This is a genomic window from Rothia sp. P5766 (assembly GCF_048513555.1).
Taxonomy (GTDB): Bacteria; Actinomycetota; Actinomycetes; order Actinomycetales; family Micrococcaceae; genus Rothia.
Map to the genome: position 1 here is coordinate 75521 of NZ_JBLXXS010000005.1, position 22830 is coordinate 98350.

At 56.8% G+C, this 22830-nt stretch carries 19 protein-coding genes and 1 tRNA gene; 5 read left to right on the forward strand and 15 right to left on the reverse strand.

All coding sequences use genetic code 11. The annotated features are described in order from the left end of the window. Nucleotides 1–38: 38 nt before the first annotated feature. The 9 genes from hpf to ACN08V_RS03880 all read right to left on the reverse strand — a co-directional run bounded on the left by hpf (nucleotide 39) and on the right by ACN08V_RS03880 (nucleotide 9946). Nucleotides 39–683, reverse strand: a complete 645-nt coding sequence (gene hpf / locus ACN08V_RS03840) for a ribosome hibernation-promoting factor, HPF/YfiA family (RefSeq protein WP_419100545.1) — start codon at nucleotides 681–683, stop codon at nucleotides 39–41. A 176-nt stretch (nucleotides 684–859) separates the two neighbouring features. Continuing rightward, nucleotides 860–1549, reverse strand: a complete 690-nt coding sequence (locus ACN08V_RS03845) for a ComF family protein (RefSeq protein WP_419104605.1) — start codon at nucleotides 1547–1549, stop codon at nucleotides 860–862. A gap of 186 nt (nucleotides 1550–1735) precedes the next feature. Then, nucleotides 1736–3427, reverse strand: a complete 1692-nt coding sequence (locus tag ACN08V_RS03850) for an LpqB family beta-propeller domain-containing protein (protein ID WP_419104606.1) — start codon at nucleotides 3425–3427, stop codon at nucleotides 1736–1738. Then, nucleotides 3420–5111, reverse strand: coding sequence for an MtrAB system histidine kinase MtrB (gene mtrB, locus ACN08V_RS03855; protein ID WP_419100548.1), 1692 nt, complete (start codon nucleotides 5109–5111; stop codon nucleotides 3420–3422). The genes ACN08V_RS03850 and mtrB overlap by 8 nt, the downstream gene beginning before the upstream one ends. Nucleotides 5112–5124: 13 nt before the next feature. Beyond that, on the reverse strand, nucleotides 5125–5811 hold the full coding sequence (gene mtrA / locus ACN08V_RS03860) for an MtrAB system response regulator MtrA (RefSeq protein WP_419100549.1): 687 nt from the start codon (nucleotides 5809–5811) through the stop codon (nucleotides 5125–5127). A gap of 96 nt (nucleotides 5812–5907) precedes the next feature. Next, a complete protein-coding gene (locus tag ACN08V_RS03865; RefSeq protein WP_419104607.1) occupies nucleotides 5908–7005 on the reverse strand; it encodes a hypothetical protein in 1098 nt (365 codons plus the stop codon). A gap of 15 nt (nucleotides 7006–7020) precedes the next feature. Then, nucleotides 7021–7413, reverse strand: a complete 393-nt coding sequence (locus ACN08V_RS03870; RefSeq protein WP_419104608.1) for a chorismate mutase — start codon at nucleotides 7411–7413, stop codon at nucleotides 7021–7023. A 74-nt stretch (nucleotides 7414–7487) separates the two neighbouring features. Then, complete coding sequence (mnmA, locus tag ACN08V_RS03875) at nucleotides 7488–8681, reverse strand: tRNA 2-thiouridine(34) synthase MnmA (RefSeq protein WP_419100552.1); 1194 nt, start codon at nucleotides 8679–8681, stop codon at nucleotides 7488–7490. A 32-nt stretch (nucleotides 8682–8713) separates the two neighbouring features. Continuing rightward, nucleotides 8714–9946, reverse strand: a complete 1233-nt coding sequence (locus ACN08V_RS03880; RefSeq protein ID WP_419104609.1) for a cysteine desulfurase family protein — start codon at nucleotides 9944–9946, stop codon at nucleotides 8714–8716. 119 nt (nucleotides 9947–10065) lie between these two features. On the opposite strand from ACN08V_RS03880, the gene ACN08V_RS03885 reads away from it, so the two are divergent. After that, on the forward strand, nucleotides 10066–10533 hold the full coding sequence (locus ACN08V_RS03885) for a tRNA (cytidine(34)-2'-O)-methyltransferase (protein ID WP_419100554.1): 468 nt from the start codon (nucleotides 10066–10068) through the stop codon (nucleotides 10531–10533). On the opposite strand, the gene ACN08V_RS03890 is transcribed toward ACN08V_RS03885, so the two are convergent. Continuing rightward, nucleotides 10530–12053 carry a S1C family serine protease gene (locus tag ACN08V_RS03890; RefSeq protein ID WP_419104610.1) on the reverse strand — a complete coding sequence of 508 codons (1524 nt, stop codon included), beginning with the start codon at nucleotides 12051–12053 and terminating at the stop codon, nucleotides 10530–10532. The genes ACN08V_RS03885 and ACN08V_RS03890 overlap by 4 nt on opposite strands. A 247-nt stretch (nucleotides 12054–12300) precedes the next feature. On the opposite strand from ACN08V_RS03890, the gene ACN08V_RS03895 reads away from it, so the two are divergent. Then, entirely contained in the window at nucleotides 12301–14298 is a 1998-nt protein-coding gene (locus ACN08V_RS03895; protein ID WP_419104611.1) for a TPM domain-containing protein, read from the forward strand. Nucleotides 14299–14453: 155 nt separating this feature from the next. Then, nucleotides 14454–15167: a PspA/IM30 family protein gene (locus ACN08V_RS03900; RefSeq protein WP_419104612.1), complete on the forward strand. Its 714-nt coding sequence runs from the start codon at nucleotides 14454–14456 to the stop codon at nucleotides 15165–15167. A gap of 116 nt (nucleotides 15168–15283) precedes the next feature. On the opposite strand, the gene udk is transcribed toward ACN08V_RS03900, so the two are convergent. Continuing rightward, nucleotides 15284–15901, reverse strand: a complete 618-nt coding sequence (udk, locus tag ACN08V_RS03905; protein WP_419100558.1) for a uridine kinase — start codon at nucleotides 15899–15901, stop codon at nucleotides 15284–15286. 381 nt (nucleotides 15902–16282) lie between these two features. On the opposite strand from udk, the gene ACN08V_RS03910 reads away from it, so the two are divergent. Beyond that, on the forward strand, nucleotides 16283–16705 hold the full coding sequence (locus tag ACN08V_RS03910; protein ID WP_419104613.1) for a hypothetical protein: 423 nt from the start codon (nucleotides 16283–16285) through the stop codon (nucleotides 16703–16705). A gap of 75 nt (nucleotides 16706–16780) precedes the next feature. Here ACN08V_RS03910 and ACN08V_RS03915 read toward each other — a convergent pair whose 3' ends face one another. Both ACN08V_RS03915 and ACN08V_RS03920 read right to left on the reverse strand, forming a co-directional pair. After that, nucleotides 16781–18058, reverse strand: a complete 1278-nt coding sequence (locus ACN08V_RS03915) for a Y-family DNA polymerase (RefSeq protein WP_419104614.1) — start codon at nucleotides 18056–18058, stop codon at nucleotides 16781–16783. Beyond that, complete coding sequence (locus tag ACN08V_RS03920) at nucleotides 18051–18479, reverse strand: LexA family protein (RefSeq protein WP_419104615.1); 429 nt, start codon at nucleotides 18477–18479, stop codon at nucleotides 18051–18053. Before ACN08V_RS03920 ends, ACN08V_RS03915 begins: the two co-directional genes overlap by 8 nt. Nucleotides 18480–18725: 246 nt before the next feature. On the opposite strand from ACN08V_RS03920, the gene ACN08V_RS03925 reads away from it, so the two are divergent. Further along, nucleotides 18726–19322 (forward strand): class I SAM-dependent methyltransferase, encoded by a 597-nt coding sequence (locus ACN08V_RS03925; RefSeq protein ID WP_419104616.1) that lies wholly within the window; start codon nucleotides 18726–18728, stop codon nucleotides 19320–19322. A gap of 105 nt (nucleotides 19323–19427) precedes the next feature. On the opposite strand, the gene ACN08V_RS03930 is transcribed toward ACN08V_RS03925, so the two are convergent. Both ACN08V_RS03930 and ACN08V_RS03935 read right to left on the reverse strand, forming a co-directional pair. Then, nucleotides 19428–19504 (reverse strand) — tRNA-Met (locus ACN08V_RS03930). A 265-nt stretch (nucleotides 19505–19769) separates the two neighbouring features. After that, entirely contained in the window at nucleotides 19770–22811 is a 3042-nt protein-coding gene (locus tag ACN08V_RS03935; protein ID WP_419100563.1) for a UPF0182 family protein, read from the reverse strand. Between the last annotated feature and the right edge of the window lie 19 nt (nucleotides 22812–22830).

Sequence of the window (22830 nt, forward strand, 5' to 3'; positions counted from 1 at the left end):
ATTGGGGAGGGAGCCATCATGGGGCGATTCAGAAGAGCTTAGCTCTCGGTATCTTCAAGCAGGATGACACCGTAGGACCAACCCTTACGCCGGTAGACGGCTGCCGGTGCACCTGTTTCGCGGTCAACGAAGAGGAAGAAATCGTGGCCAACCAGCTCCATACGGTCAACAGCTTCTTCTGCTGTCAGATGATCTGCGGGGAAGCTCTTCTTTCTGATTTCGATGGGGGAAGAAACCTCATCGTGCAGGTCATACTCACCAGCGAATGCGGCTTCTTCAACCGGTAGTTCATCGGTGCGAATCTCAGTGAGCGCAACCTCTTCGGTAATGATAGGCATTGAGCCGGTTGCCTCGGCTACAGAAACGGGGTGCTTGCCACCGGCGCGACGGGTCTTGCGACGATCTCGTGCGCGACGCAGGCGCTCAAGGAGCTTGCCGTAGGTTTCGTCAAACACAGCGAACTTGTCCTGGCCAGTTGATTCTGCACGCAGGATAGGACCGCGACCAATAACGGTTATTTCCGCTCGGATTGAGGCCGGGCCGCTTTCGCTTTCCCTGGTGAATTTGACCTCAATATCGGTGACATTATCACCCAAAACTTCAAACTTGGTGATTCTGCTTTCAATGTATTCCTGCAAACGCTGGCCCACTTTGACGTTGCGACCGACGATCTTGAATTCCACAATTCCCTCCATTCTCAGGGGGTGAATACGGGGCCTTGTGACTGCCTCGTATTGGGGAATCTGCCTTGTGGATTCCTTACTGCAACTTTACGCCTATTTGTGTTTCAAGTCATTGCCTTGGGAGCTTGTCGGGCAAATTCAGTCGTATTTTACGGGGCTAAAGTGCTCTAAACCTATCATGTGTTAGCAAGGTCTACACGAGGGACCCGAGCCACGGCGATAGCCCCTTCCACCAGCACCCCGGCCTGGCGCAAGAGACGCTGGGCTTCTGCTAAGGATGCGCCCGTAGTGACCACATCATCGACCAGTATGCAGCGGGCACCAGCTAGCTTATATGAACGCCCCAGGCTGTGGAAGAGCGGCTGCCCTAAGCGTAGCTTTCCGTTCATCGCCCGCTGGCGGTCGTACTTACTCAGGGTCTTTTGCGCACCGGTACGATGCCCCACCCCTGGCCTGCACCAGGTAGGGACCGGCTCAAGGACAGGCAGGAGCCGTACATCCACTTGCCCTCGCACAGCACGCACCAGAGCCGAGGCAAGAAGAGGTGCAGGGGCATAACCCCGACGGCGGGTTGCGGCTCTACTGGACGGCAGTGGAACCAGGTGCAGAGGGTGGCCGCTAGACCGGCTTCCAGTTCCCGCAAGTAGCGCAAGCAGAGAACGGTTGAGCGCACTCACAAGGTAAGGGGCTAGATCGGTTCTGCCACCGTCTTTGAAAGCCAGAATACAGCGTGCCAGCTCGTACTCATACCGGCCAGCCGTATAAATCGGTAAGCGCGCATAGGCAACAGTGGTGGGCTCAACCGCCAGTGTTGCCAGGCGCAACAATCGGTCACAGAGCGGACAAAGCGCCCCAGAGCCTTGCATAGTCCTGCCATAAGCCCAGCAACTAGCGCAGACCCTGGGGAAAAAGAGCTCAGCAGTCTGGCTCAGGTGCCCCAGAAGGCCTTTATCAGCAGGTCTCGTCTCATGTCTTTGGAAGAGGTAATGCACACCCTGAAGTATTCCTGGGTCTATGAAAACCAGCCAGGGGTGTGTACATCGGGAACACCTTTAGCCAGAGTAATTCACTTCACTCAGGCTAGTCTCGATCCGGGTCCAGCTCCTACCGGCAACAATATACAGACCGTTTTCATCAGTCATCGCTACAGCCTGATCAAGCCCGTTACCCGTCACAATACGCACAATTCCCTGAAGCGGATCGTACTGGGTACTATGCCCAGAAAGCGAAACAATTTCGGTTTGAGTGGTTTCGGTATTCCACAGGAAAACCTCTTCATCGGTATGCCATTCAGCGCCCCTTGGATTAATATCCGAGCCAATACGTACCGGGGCCATGAGCTCCTGCGGTGTACCATCAGATGCCCGGCGGATAGCAGAAACCCAAGCGGCGTAGTCATTCCCCCCGACGGAGGTCACCACAAGGGCACGGCTACCGTCACGAGCTATCGCAAGGCTGTGCACGGTTTCCTCCGTTAGCCATGTCTTGACCGTCAGAAGCTCACCATTTTCCTGGCCAGCCGGGTAAGCCCTCACCCTTCCACCTTGCTCACCCAGCCAGAGCCAATTCAGGTGATCAAAACTTGGTTGCAAGATGCCATTCCCCCGGTGAATAGAACCAGACCGGTTTGAATTGGCCAGCCATATCTCGTTGCGACCAGCATTTGTGTAGGCATAAAAGTTGCGGGTGTAGTTCATTGCTGGCTGTGTAATAGCGCCGTAGGCTACGCCCTCGACAATAGTCTGCTGGCTAGCTGTATCGACCAAAGCGCTCCGGCTTACCAGCCGATTGTTCTCAATCCCCACCACGGCTCCTGACACCACAGCATTAATGGTGGGTTCTTTATAGTTCTCGAGGTTCTGGGCAGCTACCACCTGATTATTGATACTCATCTGAACCGAGGCAACCGTAGCCAGGTTCGACAGAGCCTGAGTGAGCTGAGTCCTTAACCGCTCAGTCTCCAAAGCACTTGCCGTGACCAGAGCATTACCACCAGCCAGCTGAATATCAGCTACCCCGTTTTCCACAGGAACCGAGTTGATGGCCAGGCGAGTTTCCTGCGGCACAGCAGTCACCACCGCGCCCTCAAGGTAGGGAGCCGGTCCCTCTAACAAAACCCGAATGAGCGATGTAGCGATCGTCGAGCGTTCAGCAAACCATCGGATATCGGGCACCGCGTAGGTGAAAGTCGGGTCGTAAAAGTAGAGAGTAAAAGGATTGAACACCTCACCAAATTCAGTGCGGCTCAGAACCGTTCCGTCAGGCACCGCAGAAATTCGCCATTCCTGCTGCACTTTCTCCAAAGAGAACTCGATTTCGGTATCGGTAAAGGTCGTGTATGAGGTAGCCAGCCCCCTGTTATCAATCTCAGTGCTGGTGGGCACCGCAACCACATAGCTATTCTCCCCGGTCGCCCTGGTTGTAAAGGATGAGTTATAGACCAGGGTCCTGCCATCGGGTCGCCACGACTGTGCCAGGTCTTTAGTCAGATACTGGCGGGCAACACTGTAATCGTCTTTAACACCGGTTCCAGCGTGTAAGAACCCCTCAATAATCTCTGAAGGACTGGCCCCCGGCTGAGGGCCTTGCGGACCGGCAGAGGTACCAGCAGTTGAGCCCGTCGCCTGCGGGTCAGCGTAATGGTTGACCTCACCGTCAGTTGGAATCGTAGCGCAGGCGCTTACAGATGCAACTAAGGAACTCAAAGTCATGCTAAGGGCGGTGCGGCGTGAGATCTTAGCCATCGGTGGCCTCCGGTCGGTCGTATTCGTCGATGCTTCCTTCTAGCGGTCGGGCCTCCAGAGCCAAAGGCTCAGGAGCAAGAGGCTCACCGCTCAGCAAGACAGGCGATGGACCCATCGGTAGGTCCTGGTCAACAGGAATGGTCATGCGGAAGCAGGCGCCCTCCCCCTTGATACCCCAGGCTTCTAGCAGGCCCTGGTGAAGACGTACATCTTCTGCCGCAATGGACAGCCCCAGCCCGGTACCTCCCAGGGTGCGCTTGCGCGAAGTATCAGCACGCCAAAAACGGTTAAAGACTTGCTCGGTTTCCTCGGGGCTCAAACCGATACCGTGGTCACGGACAGCAAGGCCCAGGGTGGTTTCGGTGGCATCCACATACACATCAATAGGTCTACCCTCTGAGTGCTCTACCGCGTTAAAGAGCAGATTCCGCAGAACACGCTCAATCCGTCGGTGGTCCATATCAACCATGATCTCGGTGTGGTCAGTATGAACTGTGAGTTCGGTATTGGTGCGCATCAGATGCGGTTCAACCGCTTTGAGCACCTCATCAAGCACAGCCATAAAATCCACCGACACGATTTCTAGGGTCTGGGATCCAGCGTCAAAACGCGAAATTTCAAGGAGATCTGCCAGCAGGGAATCGAAGCGGTCCACCTGGTTATAGAGCAACTCGGTAGAACGTTTGTAGAGTGGCTCCATATTCTCACGGTTATCGTGCAACATATCCGCTGCCATGCGAACCGTTGTCAATGGGGTCCGCAGCTCATGGGAAACATCCGACACAAAACGTTGCTGCATGGTCGAAAGCTTTTCCAACCGGGAAATCTGATCCTGCAGGGAGTCAGCCATTCGGTTGAAGGAAAGCCCCAAACGGGCAGTTTCGTTCTGCCCCCGGACCAGAACACGCTGGTCGAGATCCCCCGCAGCCAGTTTCTCCGCTGTAATAGCGGTAGAACTAATGGGTCGAATAACCAAACGGGCAATCATCCACACGATAGTCAAAACTACTACCAGCAAGATACTGAACCCGACCCAGACCACCAAATTGATGTACTGCACGGTAGCCTGAGAAGCCGACAGGTCATAGACCAAGTAGATAGCGTAATCAGGGTTCTGCGGTATAGAGACCTTTGTGCCTACCACCAGCACCGGCGCTGTATGTCCATCATCCCAGGTGGCCTGTGAGGACTGCCAGTAGATACCTGACCCCTCACTCACACTCGTAGCCAGGTCAGCCGGAATGTCTTCCCCCGTCACCTCCTTGCTCTGCGACTGCTCGGTAATAAAACCATCTGTAGGAGCCTTAGGGTCTTTGAGAAGAACCCAATGGCGGTTACTATCAGCGCTGCTGGTCTCCAAGACCGTGATAAAGCGCCTCACATCTCGCTGGATCTCGGTACGGCCGGTTGCATCAGAACCGTTCATGAGGGTCTGCACACTACTGAAACCCGCAGCTGACTCTTCAAGAGCCTGGGCCAGATTTCCCCGGAAAAGTGAGTTCGCTATTTGGTGAGAAATAAACGAACCCACAAAGATGAAGGCCACCAGCAGGAGCGAGGCTGAAGCCACCACTGCACGGAACTGTAGCGACTGCTGCCACAACCTGCGAACAGTATGGAGAAGCCTCAAACGGTGTGAACGAGCGGGAGGCTCTACTGACTGCGGTTCAGAGGTAACAGACAAGGAAAGTCACTGCCTAGCGGTGCCCGTCGGAGGCAGCCTTATAGCCCACCCCACGCACAGTAAGAACAATTTCGGGATTCTCCGGGTCACGCTCAATCTTGGCTCGAAGACGCTGAATATGAACGTTCACCAGACGGGAGTCCACAGTCTTTTCGTAGCCCCATACATTGCCCAATAGGGCCTCACGGGTCATAACCTGGCCTGGCTGGCGGGCCAGGTTAGCCAGAAGCTCAAATTCCAGCGGTGTCAGCGGAATACCCTGCCCATCACGGGTCACTGTATGCCCTGCTAGGTCGATGACCAGGTTGCCAATACGCAAGGGTTCATTATGACGCTCCTCGCGGGGGCGCAGGCGGGCACGCACACGCGCCAGCAGTTCAGCTGGCTTAAAAGGCTTAGTCATGTAGTCATCGGCACCAGCCTCAAGACCCTTGACGACGTCCTCGGTGTCGCCCTTGGCGGTCAGCATAATGATAGGAACCTCAGACTCACTACGAATCTGGGTGCACACCTCGATACCGTCCATACCGGGGAGCATAAAATCGAGCAAAATCAGGTCGGGGTGATTGTTGACGAAAGCCTCAAAAGCCCGGTCACCGGAATCGCAGAAGACCGTCTCGTAGCCTTCTTGAGCAAGCACAATACCGACCATCTCTGAGAGGGCGTCATCGTCATCGACTACAAGGATGGTTTCTTTCACGGGTGTTCTCCTGGATAGAGGGGGTGTGATGCAGGCCTTTCCCTAGTGTAACCGGTTTGTCCCCCGGTGAGTGTGAGCTCAGGTTCAGGGGGAGGCTTAGGCTTCCTGGGCAATTTCGGAGAGAGCGCGGGCGGTATCGGTCAGATGCCCCAAAACGGTAGTGGCACGAGCAGGGTCGGTGGTCGCTAAATCACCGCGTTCAGTCAAAATCATCTGATTCAGAAGCGCCTTGTGAAGACCCAAATCACGCCAGGTTTTCCACAGGCTACGGGCCAGATCCCCACTGGCAGTGCGAGTGATTGGATCAGCGGTTTCAAGGTAAAGACCGCCACCGGCTTCAAGCCGCGCGGCAAGCGGCTCCCAGTCAGCTGTCTTACTCCCTGTCATATCGACGACAGGGGTGGCAATAACCCTTTGGACTTCGGGGTCAAGTGCCAACAGATCAGTACGTACAAGGGGCTGAGCTTCCAAGGCCGCTGTAGCCCCGTGAAGCTCGTTCAGAGTAGCAACCAGCTCATGCCGGGGCACCGACCGCAAGGTACGGTAGCCGCTCGAGGTAGGGATAGTTCCAGCTGCCACAGGGGTGAGAAGCGGCTCATCAAACTGAATCACTAGTGGCGCGCCAGGAACAGCCTGCCGCAGCTGGCGGGTGAGGTAATCCAGCCCCGCCATCAGCGACTGCGCTAGATCGGTGCGCGCACCTGGATCCGAGATCAGTCGCTCGCCATTGGTGAGGTAGGTGCTAGCTGCCAGGCTCAGTGGCCCCAACAAGCCTATCTTGAGCGGTGAGACCGACAGCCCAGATTCCCTTCCGACCACATCGGCAAGCACATTAATATCCGACTCCAGCAGGCTCCGGGCTGAGCTCCCCTCAGCGGCAAAACCGCTGGTTATCCGCCAGCCACTGGCTGTAGCATCGGCGCTCAACCCCTCAAGTACCGCGATGGTTCTGGCCAGCAGGCTGGCCCGGTAGCCCCTACCGGGTAGGTCAGGCAGATAGCTAATGTGAGGCTCCCCCAGCTCCCCTCGGATCCTGGTGACTGCGTCAAAGATGTTCTCCCCTGCCCAGCTACCCAGACCGCTCGCTCTGACCGTGAGATGTTTCTCGAAAGTGAGGGGTTTTTCGCTGTCCTTACGGATTGCGAGCATTTCTGCATCGGTTGGCAGGTAGAGGGCTGGTGCGGCACGATGCACGGACGGTTGACCTTTCTAGGGGTGATTGGGGTGCTGAATTTCAGTCTCAGCCGCTATCTTTTCATGGTGGCGGATAACTTCGGAGATGATGAAGTTTAGGAACTTTTCTGCAAATTCCGGGTCCAGATCAGCAGCCTCGGCCAGGCCGCGCAAGCGCCTAATCTGGGCTTCTTCCCTCCCAGGGTCCCCTGCCGGCAGGCTATGGGCGGCTTTAAGGTGCCCTACTCGCTGGGTGGCGCGGAAACGCTCTGCCAGGATATGGACCAGGGCAGCGTCCATATTGTCGATAGTCTGGCGCATAGTCAAAAGCTTGTCCAAGACGGCAGGATCAACCCCCTCCATGGATGTTGCTCGGGGATTAAAATCTGCGTGGGCTTGCACGTCATCAGAAGTTTCTCTTGGGCTCATGTCTTTAGTCTAGGGCGCGGGTGGGCCTTGGGTGCAGGAGTGACTCCCATCATTTCACGGTATGGAACGTGAATTTAGGGAGCAGTGATGTCCGCGCGGTCCAGGGAGTAGGCCCGAGCGATAGTGGACTGGCCCAATACCCGGGTGCCCTGGTAGAGCACCATGGTCTGCCCGGGGGCAACGCCGCGAAGCTTATCGTGCAGGCGCACCACGGTCTCTAGGCGCAGGGCACCAGGCTCAGCGGCTTCATCATCGGCAACCCATTCTAGGTGGGCGGTGGAGGGCACCGGATCTGCGTGTGCCCGCACCTGGGCGGTCACTTCAAAAGACCCACTCTGTGCGCCCTCCACAGGGTCAAGGGCCAAAAAGTGTGCGGCTTGTTGGACGGGTAGGCCTGCCCAGGTTTCGCGGATACCGCGAATCTCGTCAATTTCAAGCAGGTCCTTGCCCCCCACGATAACCTCATTAGTTTTGGGGCGGATTTCAAGCACAAAGCGGGGCTTACCGTCTGCAGCAGGGTGACCAATAGCCAGGCCCTTGCGCTGGCCCACGGTAAAGGCCTGAGCACCTCGGTGGGTACCCAGGACTCGCCCCTCGGTGTCCTTAATAGCGCCCTCGGTCATTTCAATGTGCTCTTCGAGCCACTCGCGAGTATCGCCCTCGGGGATAAAACAAATATCGTAGGAGTCCGGCTTCTTGGCCACGGAGAACCCGCGTTCGGCGGCCTCAGCACGCACCAGATCCTTGGAGGGAGTATCGGCTAAGGGGAACCAGGCATGCTTGAGCTGTTCGTGGGTCAGCACACCCAGAACATAGGACTGGTCCTTGGCCCAGGTCGCAGCACGGTGCAGTTCGCGGTTGCCGCCCTCGGTAGTAATGACCTTGGCGTAGTGGCCGGTCACAACGGCATCAAAGCCCAGGGCCACAGCCTTCTCGAGCAGGGCAGCAAACTTAATCTTCTCGTTGCACCGCATGCAGGGGTTGGGGGTCCGCCCCTGTTCATATTCGCTGATGAAGTCATCGACAACATCTTCTTTGAAGCGCTCGGAGAAGTCCCAGACATAGAAGGGGATGCCGAGCTGGTCGCAGACCCGGCGGGCATCCATAGAGTCTTCAATAGTGCAGCAGCCGCGTGAGCCGGTGCGGAGGGTTCCGGGCATACGAGAAAGCGCCAGGTGTACGCCTACCACATCGTGGCCCGCTTCAACAGCGCGCGCGGCGGCTACGGCTGAGTCTACGCCGCCACTCATAGCAGCAAGTATTTTCATGGGGTCATTCCTTATAGGTTGTCAAAAAGTCTTTAGTTCCAGCGCTGGGAGTCAGGGGCCTGGGCGGCCATGCCTGCTTTTTTAGCCTGTTCCCAAGCCGCGGGCAGAGCCCCAAGCAGGGCTTGCACGTCGGCTTCTGAGCTGGTGTGCCCTAAGGTAAACCGCTGGGCCCCCCGTGCAATTCCCTCATCCACTCCCATAGCCAAAAGAACGTGGGAGGGTCGAGGCACACCGGCGTTACAGGCGGAACCTGTCGATGATTCAATACCGGCCATATCGAGCAAGAAGAGCAGAGAGTCGCCCTCACACCCGGGGAAAGTAAAGTGTGCATTTCCCGGGAGCCGGCGGAAAGCACCGTCAGCGATTTGCTCAGAATTTTCGGGTTCGGGGCCGTTGAGGGTGGCTTCGGGGATAGCATGACGCACACCCTCAATAAGCAGGTTCCGCAGATTCGCCAGTCGGCGGCTTTCTTCTGCGCGGTGGTTAGTCACGGACTGAGCGGCCACACCAAAACCTGCGATAGCGGGGGCATCGATGGTACCGGAGCGCACAGAGCGCTCCTGCCCGCCACCGTGAAGCAGAGGAGCCAGGGGCGCAGTGCGGGTAGCAATCAGGGCACCCACACCCATGGGGCCACCAATCTTGTGCCCGGAAATAGCCAGGGTCGTGGCACCGCAAGCCCGGAAGTCAATATCTAGGGCACCAAAAGCCTGGACCGCATCGGTATGGAAAGGAATACCGTGGCTTTCGGCCAGCTGGGCGATCTCAGCAATAGGCTGGACTGCTCCCATCTCGTTGTTAGCCCACATGACCGTGATCAGCGCAACCGTATCGGGGCTCTCCCCCACAGCCTGGGCAACAGCCTCGGGGGTAATGATGCCCTCTGAGTTGGGAGAAATCCACACGGGTTCAGCACCTTCGTGGGTCTCTAGCCATTCCACAGCATCACCTACCGCGTGATGTTCAATCGCCGAGACAATAATCCTGCAGGCGGCTCGGTTAGCCTTGGTCCTCGACCAGTAGAGGCCCTTGACCGCTAGGTTATCGGCTTCGGTCCCGCCCGAGGTAAAAATAACCTCCGCAGAGTCACAGTTGAGGGCACGGGCAACACGATCACGAGCCTGTTCCACTGCCGCACGGGCACGGCGGCCAGCTGAGTGGAGAGATGACGGATTACCGCCTGTGAACATTTGTTCGGTCACCGCTTGTACGGTTTCGGGAAGAACATTGGTAGTGGCGGCGTGGTCCATGTAGACCCGGGGCATAGGCCTGCCTCTCAAAGCGTGGGCGAAAAGTATCAGCCCTCCATCATACTCCCCGCCGGGCTCTGACCTCTATGGGGTGGTTCACGGTGGAAGGTATTGGGGGCACGTACACTGGTGGGGTGTTTAAAATTCTTTTTTATGCCCCCGAAATTCCCGGCAATACCGGTAACGCTATCCGACTAGCTGCCATCACAGGCGCCGAACTGCACCTGGTCAAGCCCCTAGGCTTTAACTTTGAGGATGCTCATCTGCGCCGCGCGGGCCTGGACTACCACGATCTAGCGGTCATGACCGTCCACGAAACCCTTGAAGATGCCTGGGAAGTGCTGGCCCCCGCCCGAGTTTTTGCATTCACCACAACGGCATCAACAAACTACGCCGAGATAGACTACAAGCCCGGTGACGTGCTCATGTTCGGCCCTGAATCTGTGGGTCTCCCCCAGTATGTTCAGGACGATGAGCACATCACCGAGCGTGTCAAAATCCCTATGGTCCCGGGCCGCCGTTCACTGAACCTGGCTAACAGCGCATCTATCGCGGTGTTTGAGGCCTGGCGCCAGCACGGCTACGCCGGAGGAACCCTCTAGGAGGTAGCCTGCCCCAGGGTCACCTCAACCTGCTGGGAAGACCCTTTACGCTCAACGGTGAGGGTAACAGTCTGACCGGCAGCGGCCTCACGGACTGCGGCTGTCAGCTCGGTTGCTTCGCTAATGGTTCGCCCATCAACTGCAGTAACTACATCGCCCTTTTCCAGCCCGGCTTTCTCAGCGGCACCTCCGCTGGTAACCTCCTTGATCAGGGCACCATCGCCAAAGGACTCTGAAGCGTCCTTATTGGCCGGTGATGTAGTGACAGAAGCCCCCAGCATGCCGTGGCTAGCTGAGCCGCTCTCAATAATTTCGTTGGCTACACGCTTGGCATAGTTAATAGGGATTGCGAAACCCACACCAATATTGCCGCTGCTAGAAGTAGTGCTGGTATCGGTTGAAGCGATAGCCACATTCACGCCAATAACCTCACCGGCAGAGTTAACCAGCGCACCACCAGAGTTGCCGGGATTAACTGCAGCATCGGTCTGGATGACATTAAGCGAGATACTGGAGTTATTTGAGCTGGAATAGCGTTGCTGGCCTGGCATTTCAAATTGGAAAGGGGATCCGCCAAAGGGGTCGCTACTGTCCGAGTCACTGTTGGAGTCCTTGGCGGCTGAGGATGCCACCTCGATGGTTCGCACCATGTTGGACACAATACCGGTGGTCACCGTGTTTGAAAGCCCTAGGGGCGCACCGATAGCAACGGTCGTATCACCCACGTTCAGTGCCCCCGAGTCCCCGAGGCTTGCAGGTGTCAGGTTCAGCCCGCTAGTATCACTTATCTTGATGACCGCTAGGTCACTGGTCGGGTCAGTTCCTACCACCGTGGCCGCACGAACGTTACCATCTGAGAGCTGGACTTCTAGGTTTGCCTTAGAAGTTGCCCCGTCCAGTGTGACCACGTGGGTGTTGGTGAGAATATGCCCCTGGTCATCCAGGATGATCCCGGAGCCTGATCCCGCTTCGCTCCTAGTGTTTGCGGAAATAGTCACCACCGAGGGGATAGCCTTTGCGGCAGCAGCGGTTACGGCGTTCACCGAGTCGGTGTTATTGACGATAGTGGTTCCGGCGCTGGTCCTGGTGATGCTTGCCGAATCCAGTGCTCCCAGAGTAGCCGCTACCCCGCCGCCCACGCCACCGCCAATCAGAGCCGCAATAGCGGCCGCAGAAATGAGAGCCGTAGTGGAGTGTTTCTTAGCAGGGGCCACCTGCGCATAGTAGTTCTGCGGGTAGGCCTGTGCGGAAGGGGGCTGTCCCTGCACTGCATGTGCATAGTTATAACTTCCGGCTGTTGATGCACCCTGATGATTATGTGCAGGTTGTGCGCCCCTAGCCGGTGCCGGCTGCTGGTAGGAAGCTCCCGAGCTCGGATCTACCTGGCCTTGAATCGGGTTCTGCGCATTATGGGGCTGTGCTTGCTGCGCACCCACCGCTTGAATGTGCTCGCTGTTAAGTGGCATAGTACGGTCATCAGCAGACTGCAAGTTTTCCTGTTCCCAAGGGTTATTCGACATGGCAGTTAACAACTTTCTTTAGTGCGAATTACTTACTCGCATATTTTTCAACTGCTTCTACTATGCTTCACAGTTCTGGGATAGAGATGTAACTAAGCTGTATGTTGACTGCAGGGTTCCATAGAGAAAACCTAAGAGCGGGGCCGTGTACCATCTGTGAGCCTCAGCCAGAACTCTGCCCAAGATGGCAGCCCCAAGGATAGAATATAGTCCATACCGTTTGCCTGTTCCCCGGAAAAGAGTTCCCATGCCCCGCAAGCACCTTGCCACAGCCCTGCTGGTTTCTTCCCTTGGGTTAGGTATTATGCCCGCCGCTTTCGCAGCCGCCCCCTACGATTTGGATGCGGGGGTAAGAGTCAGCGACACCACCTCATCCCTGGGGGACACCTCCGCCCTCAAAGAATCTATCCAGCAACTTGCCACCGATGACCAGGTCAACCTTTTCGTCGTAACAATTGATGCTTTTGAAAGCCCAACCTCATCGGGCCAGTGGGTTGAAAAATTTGCATCTCTCAACAACATGGGAACCAACGATGTTGTCCTGGTCATCGCTACTGAGGACCGCCAAGCCTACTTCCTAGCAGGCTCAACTTCGCTACTCTCCGCCAAAGAGCAAGAAAAAATTTATCAGGACTACATCTACCCTGAGCTAGCAAAATCTGATTACAAGGCCGCCGCCCAGGCCGCAGTCACCGGGATAAAGTCCCAGCTTGGATCCGGGGCCGCGGGCACCTCCACCGGGGCTGTAGCGGTGGGAGCAACCACACTGATTAGCGTTGGTGTTCTGGGCGGTGCAGGAGCACTGCTGTGGAGCAGAAAACGTTCGTCTAAAACCCCTCATGCAGGTCAGCCAAGTGGCACCGCGGCACCGCAGGCCCCCCTGCCCTCCCTAGCAGAGCTACGAACCCAGGCCGGTCAGCAACTTGTGAGCACCGATGACGCTATTGCCCACTCCTTACAAGAAGTTGAATTCGCGCGCCTCCAGTACGGGGAGGAGGAAGTAGCGCCCTTCCTGAACGCTATTAAGGCCGCCAAAGAGCATATGCAGCAGTCTTTCCAGCTCCAGAAACAGCTTGAAGACGATATCCCCGATACCGAGGCCGACCAGCGAGCCTGGTTGACAGAGATTATCAGCAGAACCCAGCAAGCCCAGGCCTCTCTCAACGAGCAGGTCGAGAACTTTACCAAGCTGCGAAAGCTCGAAGAAAATGCGCCCCAGGTGCTTACCACTCTCAAGGAGCAGATCAGGGCAGCTGACCCGCTCTTCGCCCCCGCTCAAGCAGCTCTGGGCAGGCTCAAAGGCCTCTACGCCCCCAGCGCTTACGGGGCTATAGCCGACAACATCGAAGAAGCACAGTCACGCCTTGAGTTTGCCCGTAGCTCAGCTCAGAAGGCCCAGGAGCTTTTGGCAACCGATAGGAGCCAAGCGATCTTGGAGCTCCGTGCTGGCGAAGAGTCTCTGGGCCAGGCCAAGGGGCTCCTTGAATCTGTGCACCACGCCGAAACTGACCTAGCTAAGATGGCAGCCTCCCTCGACGATGCCCTCATTCTGGCTGAGCGCGACGTTGCTCAGGCTCAAGAGTTAGCTCGTACGGGCGCGGGAAGCAGTAGCCAACTATCGGGTGCCGCCGCAGGTGTGCAGGCTGTGCTCGGTCAGATTCGTGCTGAGCGCGCGGGTGGCCTGATTGACCCCTACCTGCTCAATCAGCGCCTGCACGAGGTACGCTCAGAACTTGATGCGGCCCTAGCAGGTGTCCGTCAGGTTCACGAGCAGGAGCAAAACGCCCGTGAGAAGCTAGCTCATACGCTTCTCTCCGCCCAGGCTCGGGTATCTTCAGCCGGTGAATACGTGTGGGCTCGCCGGGGCGGGGTCAAGGCAGAAGCCCGGACCCGTCTACGGGAAGCTGAACGTCATCTGGCTGAAGCCCAAGAACTTCAGTCCTCAGACCCTGTCACAGCCCTCTCCCATGCCAATGATGCGATCCGCCTGGCAACAGATGCCCAGCGTATTGCTGAAAACGACGTTAATGTCTTTAGCCAAAACAATAGGGGCTACAGGGGCAACACCTCCAACTCAGCAATGCTGGGCGGTATTCTTCTGGGAACTCTGCTAGGCGGTGGAAGTAGCCAGGGTAGCTCCGGCAGTAGCTGGGGTGGCGGGTCATTCGGCGGCGGCTTCGGCGGCGGCGGCTTTAGCAGTGGCGGTGGCTTCGGTAGCGGTGGCGGTGCTGGCGGTAATTTCTAGCTCTCCTGCCACCGCCGGGCTCAGCCCGTTTTCGCTCAGGACGTAGCAAAACCCACACCCACCAGGGCCCAAATAGGCACCGTTATTGACACAATAGAAACTAGAGCGTAGCAAGCCTGCTCTCGCTTACCCCTCCACCGAAAGGTAGATACTCCATGGCCAAGCAAACCATTTTTAGCCGTATCGCCCAGCTCACCAAAGCAAACATCAACTCCCTCATTGATGCGGCTGAAGATCCCCAGAAGATGCTGGACCAGATGGTTCGTGACTACAGCAACAATATCGCTGAAGCCGAGCAGGCTGTCGCTCAGACCATCGGCAACCTGCGCCTGCTGGAAGAGGACCACGCCGAAGACCTCCGTGAAGCAGCCGAATGGGGCTCAAAGGCTCTGGCCGCTTCCAACAAGGCCGATGAGTTCCGCGCCGCAGGCGACACCGTTAACGCCGATAAGTTCGATAATCTGGCCAAGATGGCTCTGGGCCGCCAGCTCCAGGCAGAGAACACGGCCTCTTCTATCAAGCCGCAGATTGACTCTCAGACCCAGGTCGTGGAGCAGCTCAAGACCGGTCTGACCCAGATGAAGGAAAAGCTTAGCGAGATCACCCGTAAGCGTGATGAGCTCGCTGCCCGTCAGAAGTCCGCAGCGGCTCAAACCCAGGTCAATGACGCGCTCAAGTCTTTCAGCGTCATGGATCCTACCAGCGAGATTTCCCGCTTTGAAGAGAAAGTTCGCCGCGAAGAAGCTCGTGTACGCGGTGAGCAGGAACTGGCGGCTTCCTCACTTGATGCCCAGTTCAATGACCTTGAAGATTTGGGTAAGCAGACCGAACTAGAGGCTCGTCTGGCTGCCCTCAAGGCAGGCAAGTAGGCCTAAACAATAACAAGCTGTGAAGAGGGGCCCGGTGGTTTCGCGTGTGTGCGAGCCGCCGGGCCCCTCGGTGTTCGGGGCGGGTCAGGTACTGGGTTGCTCCTCCCCCGCTGGTTCTAGGGTGCAGATTCGATCTGGCCGGTAATCCGGTGGTAGAGCATATCGAGCGCTACCATGTTCACGCCCTCTGGAATGATCATGTCCACATGCTTCTTGGACGGCTCCACGTAGAGCTCATGCATAGGCTTGACCGTGGTGAGGTACTGGCTCTCGACCGATTCGATGGTGCGGCCACGCTCGATGACATCTCGGCGAAGCCTGCGCAGAATGCGAACATCGGCATCGGTGTCCACAAAAATCTTGATATCGCACAGTTCCCTGATTTCGGGCTCCACAAAAATCAGGATCCCTTCGAGAATAAGGATAGGCTGGGGAGCCACTTCCATGGTCTCATCGGAGCGGTTGTGGGTAGCAAAGTCATAGACCGGCGTCTCAATCCTCTGACCGGTCAGCAGTGTTTTGAGGTGCTGCACCAGCAGGTCGTTATCGAAAGCCTCCGGTGCATCGTAGTTCAGCAGGCATCGTTCATCGTAGGTGAGGTGGTCATTCCTCTTGTAGTAGTTATCGTGGTAGATTACCCCTACTTGGCCGTCAAAACGCTCTAGTAAGGAGTTGGTGAGGGTTGTTTTACCCGAACCGGTGCCACCAGCAATACCGATAATCAGTGGTTTCATGAATCTGCCCAGCCCTAGAAGTGAGAGGTTGCCATCGCCTTCTATTGTGGCATGGTTCTGCCTCTATCTACACACCGTACAGTCAAGCGCTTGATCATATTTTTACGGGACCTTTCATCAGGCCAAGAAGAGACATTTGCCGCTGGTTTAGCTGAATCTGACCAAGAATTCTGAATATATATCTCCTTGTCAGTAGCCACCCCCACCCTAAAACATATGGAACCCACCCCGGCTACCTACCCCACAAAATAACCCAGGACCTAGACCAAACTCTCGCTTTTGGGGACAAAAAATAAGAAAAACCCACCTTTTAGGGGACATAATGTGTGTATAGTGTCTAGAGGACTAACAACACGTACACCTCAGACAAGGAAGCCCGCTATGCATTTTGAAAGTTGGGTTACCGACAGGTACTCAAACGTCTCGCTCAGCTCCGCTGTCAAGCGTCATTCATCTCACGGTGGGCTCAAGAAATTCCACAAGGCCCTGCACATGGCGGACAGTATGGTTCGCGGTGAGACTGTTGTGGACTTTGTTGTCGGCAAATACAGTGGCTTGGGCGATACGCTGATGGTGATCACCAACGAACGTGTACTTCTGCTCCGTAACACTTTCCAGACCGGGCAGAGCCTTTCGTTTGATCTTCAAACGCTGGATCAGGCCAAGCTCAGCTATTTCCCGTTGCTAGGTCATACTCTCACCCTTAATGGTCACCGACTCAGCCGTATCCCAGCACCCTTTGTCGCTGTTCTGCGCAACCTGCTGACTGCAAAGCTCTCAGAACACTGGGCAGTAGCTGCCTAACCAGGCTTCCCCACAGCAATTTTCAAACCGGCCCCGCCCTTTACCTGCGGGGCCGGTTGTGTGCCTACCGCATGTTTAGGTGATTTTGGCAGGGACTAACTCACCCCAGTGAGTTGTCCCGCGCGGTGAGAGCATGTCGCGCTTCATTTCCCAGCCTGCGGGTGCGGAAAATCCAGCTAGGCCCAGACCCACGGCAGCCTGGCCGCACCGCTCTCGTATGCGATTCATTAAGCCGGCGATATCCTGGGCCTCATGCTGATAGGCCAGCCCTTCAAGCGGCAGGTTAAGGCCCGCTGGCACGAGGTCACTGAGTACAATTCCCGCCCGGACATAGGAGGCATACCCTGTATCTACCTGTTCCAACAGGCGGAGGGCGGCGCGGGTAAGAACCAGCGGGTCAGCGGTTTTTCCCGGGAGCTTGACCTGCACTGAGGGGTAGTGAGCCTGACCCACCCTAAAGGGGCTTGTACCGCAGTAGGCCGTGAGTAGGCCTGCTAACTGGCTGTGGCCAACCAGGCGTTCAGCACCCCGCTGAGCGTAAATACTGAGTACCTGGTGCATCTGGTCACGGGTTGTTATGGGGGTGGAAAAGGAACGCGAATAGATCAGTTGCTCTTTGAAGGCTCGTTCCGGCTCAAGCTCGATAGCCTTGACCCCATTCAGTTCCAGAACCGTACGCATGAGCACCACACTAAACCGTTTGCGGATGAGTTCTGGGGGCGACTGTGCAAGATCTGCGATGGAAGCAACCCCCATCTTCTCGAGCCGCACCGTTGTGCGCCTACCCACCCCCCATACTTCGGAGACCGGCAGAGCAGCCAGAAGGGCCTGCCTGCGCGCAGCAGGCAGCAGACCCCAGACGCACACACCGTTGAGGGCAGGCACCTTTTTAGCGGTCTTATTGGCCAGCTTAGCCAGCGTTTTGGAGGGGGCTACCCCAACACACACGGGGACGCCCACCCGGCGGGCTAAATCCGCTTTGATAGCGTGTGCCAGATGGTGCGCCTGGTCTTGGGTCACGGGCGCGGTCAGGAAGGCCTCATCAATGGAGTACTGCTCAAAGTCGGCTGCGTGCTCTTGGAGGACGGACATAACCCGTTGGGAGATATCGCCATAAAGCTCATAGTTTGAGGAGCGCACAGCGACCCCTTGGCTTTCTGCGCGCTCTTGCACCTGATACCAGGGAGTTCCCATAAGATAGCCCAGCGCCTTGGCCTCAGCCGAAAGAGAGATGACACAGCCGTCGTTGTTGGAGAGCACCAGTACCGGCCGGCCCACCAAGGAAGGGTCGAGCAGGCGTTCGCAGGAGACGTAGCAGGTGTTGATATCGATATGAAAGATCAGGTTAGACATGGTGCAGGCAGCGGGTCACAACCCCAAAAATCAGGAAGTCAGATTCTTGCGGGATAGGGATGGGTGGGTAGGCGGGGTTCTCGGGCAGCAGCCAGCCGCGACCTGCCCGGTCGGTGTGGAAACGTTTGATGGTGAACTCGCCATCGATAGCGGCTACGACGATGGAGCCTTCTGCCGGTTCGAGGGAGCGATCCACGATAATTTCGTCACCGTCTGCGATCCCCGCATCGACCATAGAGGAGCCGGTGACGCGCAAAATATAGGTGGCCGCGCGGTCCCTAATTAGGATGTCGTTGAGGTCGATGCTGGTGGCCCGGTAGTCCTGGGCGGGTGAGGGAAAGCCGGCTGGCACAGCAACATCGGGGCTGGGAACCAGCAGGGGGCTACTCGCGCAAAGCCGAGCAAGGAGGGTAACTTTCATACCCCTAGAATAGTACATATATTCTATGTTTTATAGAATATATGTACTAGTTATTGAGGTTGGGCTGGGTTGTTCAGGGAGCATTAAATAAGCCCTACAGGAACAGATCATTCCTGGAAGGTGGGTCGAGAGAGCATAACCAAACGGAGAGACAGCTAGAGAGAATATTCCAAGATTTACCTACCCTGTGTCATGCTGGGTGTGCGCTTACCTTTAGTCCGCCCCCAGCGCCCCCGGAGACACATCATGGCATCACTTGATCAAGTTACTTTCGACTACTCAATGAGAGCAAAAGAGTATGCTAAAGCCCTTGGAGACATGAGGGCTACCCAGGAGCCAGACAGGGACCTCATCACGGAATGGTGTGGATCTTTCTCAGGGAAAATTCTTGATTTAGGGTGCGGCCCAGGACATTGGACGCACTATATTGCAGCTCAGGGCAAAACTGTACTAGGGGTAGACCCTACTCCCCTGTTTATAGAACTCGCTTCGGCAAAATATCCTCACGATAATTTTGAAGTAGGAACCATTGCCGACACTTGTTCAGGGGACTACCAGGGAATTCTCGCTTGGTACTCGTTGATTCATTGTTCCCCTGATGACCTCAAGAAGGAACTCAAGCTGATTCACTGGGCCCTCCCCAAGAAGGGTAGCTTACTCATTGGCTATTTCCGAGGAGAAGCCTTGGAGCCATTCGATCACGCAGTAACTCAAGCCTGGTACTGGCCGGATAGCTTCATCACCAACCTACTGACAGAAACCGAGTTCAGCATCCTCAAACAAGAGCACCGGGTATACCCAGGCACAAGGGCGCACGGGGCAGTTATTGCAACTAAAGAATAACTGCATAGGGAGGGTGTTCATAACCCAAAAGGCCCTCTCCCGCTGGATTCCCGCGATAAAGGACAAAAAGAAAAGCGCCTCACTTCCGTGAGACGCTTTTCGTCTTGGTTGCGGGGACAGGATTTGAACCTGTGACCTCCGGGTTATGAGCCCGGCGAGCTACCGAACTGCTCCACCCCGCGGCGACTCATATAACTATACGCACCCCTACTCCTCAGTGCAAGTTGAAAAGACTATTTGTGAGTGAGAGTACATTTGTAGTTCCGCAAAAACTTAACTCACCTGCCCCTGGCTCTCTGATCTGCCCAGTCATACTGCTGGGCAACCAGCCCCCCCCAGAAACCTAGCCAGCACAAAAGGCGCGGTGCCCTCCTCCGCAGGGGAGAGTACCGCGCCCTCAGGTGAAGCCAGGATAGCTAGCCCAAGAAACCGGGCAGCTAGAGCAGGCTAGTTGCCAGCTGATGCTGAGGGGCTAGCCGAAGGACTAGCGCCAGAAACCTGACCTTCGATACCCTCAGCCTCAATCGCGCGCTGGAGGGCATCGTTCAAACGCTTCTGAGCTTCACCGTAGGCAGTCCAGTCACCGGCCTTCATAGCGGCATCGGAATCCTGCATAGCCTTACGGGCATCCTGTAGCGCGCTCTGCAGGGTGCCACTGTCACCACTTGCGGTGCCGCCGGTGGCCTGAGTGGCCTCGGACTCATCGACACCGGCGTCGGCGGCTGTCTGAGCACCTGAGGAGCCACTAAAGAGCTCGTTCAGGGCCTCCTCCAGGGTGGGGGCAAAGCCAACCTGCTCACCAAAGCCCACCAGCACGCGGCGTAGCGACGGATAGGCCGCATCACCGGAGGACTGAACATAGACCGGCTGGACATAGAGAATACCGCCGCCCACGGGCAGGGTCAGCAGGTTGCCGTTGATAACGTCCGAAGCGCCCTGGCGGAGCAGGTTCAGCTCGGTCGAAACCGCAGTATCAGAGTTAAAGACGTTCTGCGCCTGGCCGGGGCCAGGAACCACCGATGAACGCGGCAGTTCCAGCAGGGTCAGTTTGCCGTAGCCTGCGGCCTTCTCGCCGTCCTTACCGGTCCCCGCGTCACCGTTAGCAGAGAGGAAGCCGTACATGACGTTACGGGTGTTGCTATCCGACTGCTGAGGGATAAAGGAGGTGGTCAGCGAGAACTTAGCGGAATCCTCGCCGGGCATCTGCAGGGACAGGTAATAGGGCGGGAGCGGCTTACCGCTATTGTTGGTGGGGTCGTTCGGGATTGACCACATATCATCCCGCGCGTACAGGCTTGAGGCATCGGTCACATGGTAGGCGTTGAGCACCTCACGCTGAACCTTGAAGAGGTCCTGCGGGTAGCGCACATGCCCAATCAGTGATGCGCTCATCTCGCTGTAGGGGCGCACCGTCCCGGGGTAGACCTTCTGCCAGGTCTTCAGAACCGGGTCCTGGTCATCCCAGGCGTAAAGGGTCACCGAACCGTCGTAGGCATTCACAGTAGCCTTGACGGAGTTACGAATGTAGTTGACCTGCTTGTTGGGCAGAGCCTGCGCGACACCGGTAGCTGTCTCTGAGTCAGCGGTAGCGCTCTCAAGGCTAGCTGCCTGCGAGTAGGGGTACTGATTACTGGTGGTATAGGCATCCACGACCCACTGGACCTGACCATCGATAATCGCCGGGTAGGGGTTCCCATCCACCGTCAGGTAGGGGGCGACCTTCTTAACCCGGGCTGACGGGTCACGGTCGTAGAGGATCTGGGACTCAGAACGTACCGCATCTGAAAGCAGAATGTCAGAAGACTGGAACTTAATAGCGTAGGACAGACGGTTAAAAGCGTTACCGATATTGGGGCCGCCCTTGCCAGTAAAGGTGTACTTGGCGTCATTCCCGCTGGCGTCGTCGGTGGTCTGTGGGCGGTCCAGTTCCAGTGGCTCGTCCTCAGCGCTACCTCCCACAATAGAGTATTCCGGGGAGCTCTGACCAAAGTAAATGCGCGGCTCATAGTCCTCGCTAATAGCACCGGTCGCGCGGATACCGGACTGAATAAACTTGGGCTTACCGTCAGCCTCAACCTGGTTGCCGTAGGCGGCAATCACACCGTAGCCGTGCGTGTAGACAACGTGCTGGTTCACCCAGGATGAGTTGGCGTTCTGCGCTGGGTTCAGCTCACGGGCCGCAATCACGGTATCGGTTTCTACCCCGTTAATGGAGTAGCGGTCCACCGAAAGATTCTTGCCGAACTGGTAGTAGGGGCGGAACTGCTGAAGCTGGGCGAAGGCACCCGAGACCACGTTGGGGTCAAGCAGGCGAATGTTAGAAATCGTTTCGCTCTCCCCCCGCAGGGCACCTGCGGCAGTGGAGGTCGTAGCATCGTAGTTCTTGACCTCGATAGCGTCAAGGCCATAGGCGGCGCGAGTGGCATCAATATTGCGCTGAATGTAAGGGGCCTCAGTCGCCTGCTCGTTGGGCACAACCTGGAAACGCTGAATAACCCAAGGGTAAATACTGCCTGCCACCAGAGAGGTCACAACCAGCACCACGGTGCCAATAAGGGGCAGGCGGAAATTGCCCTTAAGAATTGCCACGGCAAAGAGCGCAGCCACCAGAAGTGAGGCAACAGCCAAAATGGCGTTAACCGGGATGATTGCGTTCACGTCGGTGTACATGGCACCGGCCCACGAACCGCTCTGATCCTGGGTAGCGTTATAGCGGGCCAGCCACAGGCTCGCCGCCCGCACCAGAATGAAGACGGCACCCAGCAGAGCCAGATGACGGCGGAAGAAGACTGTGGTGGTGATGCCCTTTTCACCCACGATGATTCCACCGTAGAAGTAATGCACCACCAGGCCAGCCATGGCCGAGAACAGGATAAAGGTGCTCAACAGACCGGTCCCAAAATTAAGGAAAGGCAGAGTAAAAAGGAAGAACCCCAGATCAAGACCGAACTCGGGGTCGGTCTGGCCGAAGCTCTCACCGTTCATAAACAGGAGCACAGACTCCCACTGGCTGGTAGCACCCGCGCCCACAAAGGCACCCAGCACCAGGGGAACCACCAGGAGCATGAGCTTACGCATCTTATCGATGCTCTTACGGTAGCGCTCCATGTTCTGGTTGAACACTTCCTGGATATCTGCGTAAGGATCAGGAACAGGGTCACCGTTAGCGTCAATGCGCGGAGCCGATGCCCGCCGGGGGGCGGGGGTCTGCGGTACACCGTGTTTGTAGGCGTAGCGCATACTAGCCCAGATAGCCAGACCGGCAAGTAAGGTTGAGCCTAGGAAGACAGCACCCTTAGTCAGGTTCTGGGTAATGAACACCTGCAGGTAGCCCAACTGGTCATACCAGAGGACGTCGGTGTAAATCTGGGTGGCCCCAACAAAAGCAATGACGAGAACCGCCACGATTGCAACGGTCATGCCCAGGGGCTTGTTCTTACCTTGGGGCCTGCGTGATGGAGAACGGGGAGGGGTGTTTCCGGTACTCACGGATGTCCTTTAGTTGTCT

Coding starts and splice junctions, on each gene's coding strand:
- mnmA (WP_419100552.1), bottom strand. CDS start 8,681: ATGAAAATACTTGCTGCTATGAGTGGCGGCGTAGACTCAGCCGTAGCC.
- ACN08V_RS03920 (WP_419104615.1), bottom strand. CDS start 18,479: ATGAAAGTTACCCTCCTTGCTCGGCTTTGCGCGAGTAGCCCCCTGCTG.
- ACN08V_RS03845 (WP_419104605.1), bottom strand. CDS start 1,549: ATGCAAGGCTCTGGGGCGCTTTGTCCGCTCTGTGACCGATTGTTGCGC.
- ACN08V_RS03915 (WP_419104614.1), bottom strand. CDS start 18,058: ATGTCTAACCTGATCTTTCATATCGATATCAACACCTGCTACGTCTCC.
- ACN08V_RS03850 (WP_419104606.1), bottom strand. CDS start 3,427: ATGGCTAAGATCTCACGCCGCACCGCCCTTAGCATGACTTTGAGTTCC.
- ACN08V_RS03910 (WP_419104613.1), top strand. CDS start 16,283: ATGCATTTTGAAAGTTGGGTTACCGACAGGTACTCAAACGTCTCGCTC.
- ACN08V_RS03890 (WP_419104610.1), bottom strand. CDS start 12,053: ATGTCGAATAACCCTTGGGAACAGGAAAACTTGCAGTCTGCTGATGAC.
- udk (WP_419100558.1), bottom strand. CDS start 15,901: ATGAAACCACTGATTATCGGTATTGCTGGTGGCACCGGTTCGGGTAAA.
- ACN08V_RS03895 (WP_419104611.1), top strand. CDS start 12,301: ATGCCCCGCAAGCACCTTGCCACAGCCCTGCTGGTTTCTTCCCTTGGG.
- ACN08V_RS03880 (WP_419104609.1), bottom strand. CDS start 9,946: ATGCCCCGGGTCTACATGGACCACGCCGCCACTACCAATGTTCTTCCC.
- ACN08V_RS03925 (WP_419104616.1), top strand. CDS start 18,726: ATGGCATCACTTGATCAAGTTACTTTCGACTACTCAATGAGAGCAAAA.
- ACN08V_RS03870 (WP_419104608.1), bottom strand. CDS start 7,413: ATGAGCCCAAGAGAAACTTCTGATGACGTGCAAGCCCACGCAGATTTT.
- ACN08V_RS03900 (WP_419104612.1), top strand. CDS start 14,454: ATGGCCAAGCAAACCATTTTTAGCCGTATCGCCCAGCTCACCAAAGCA.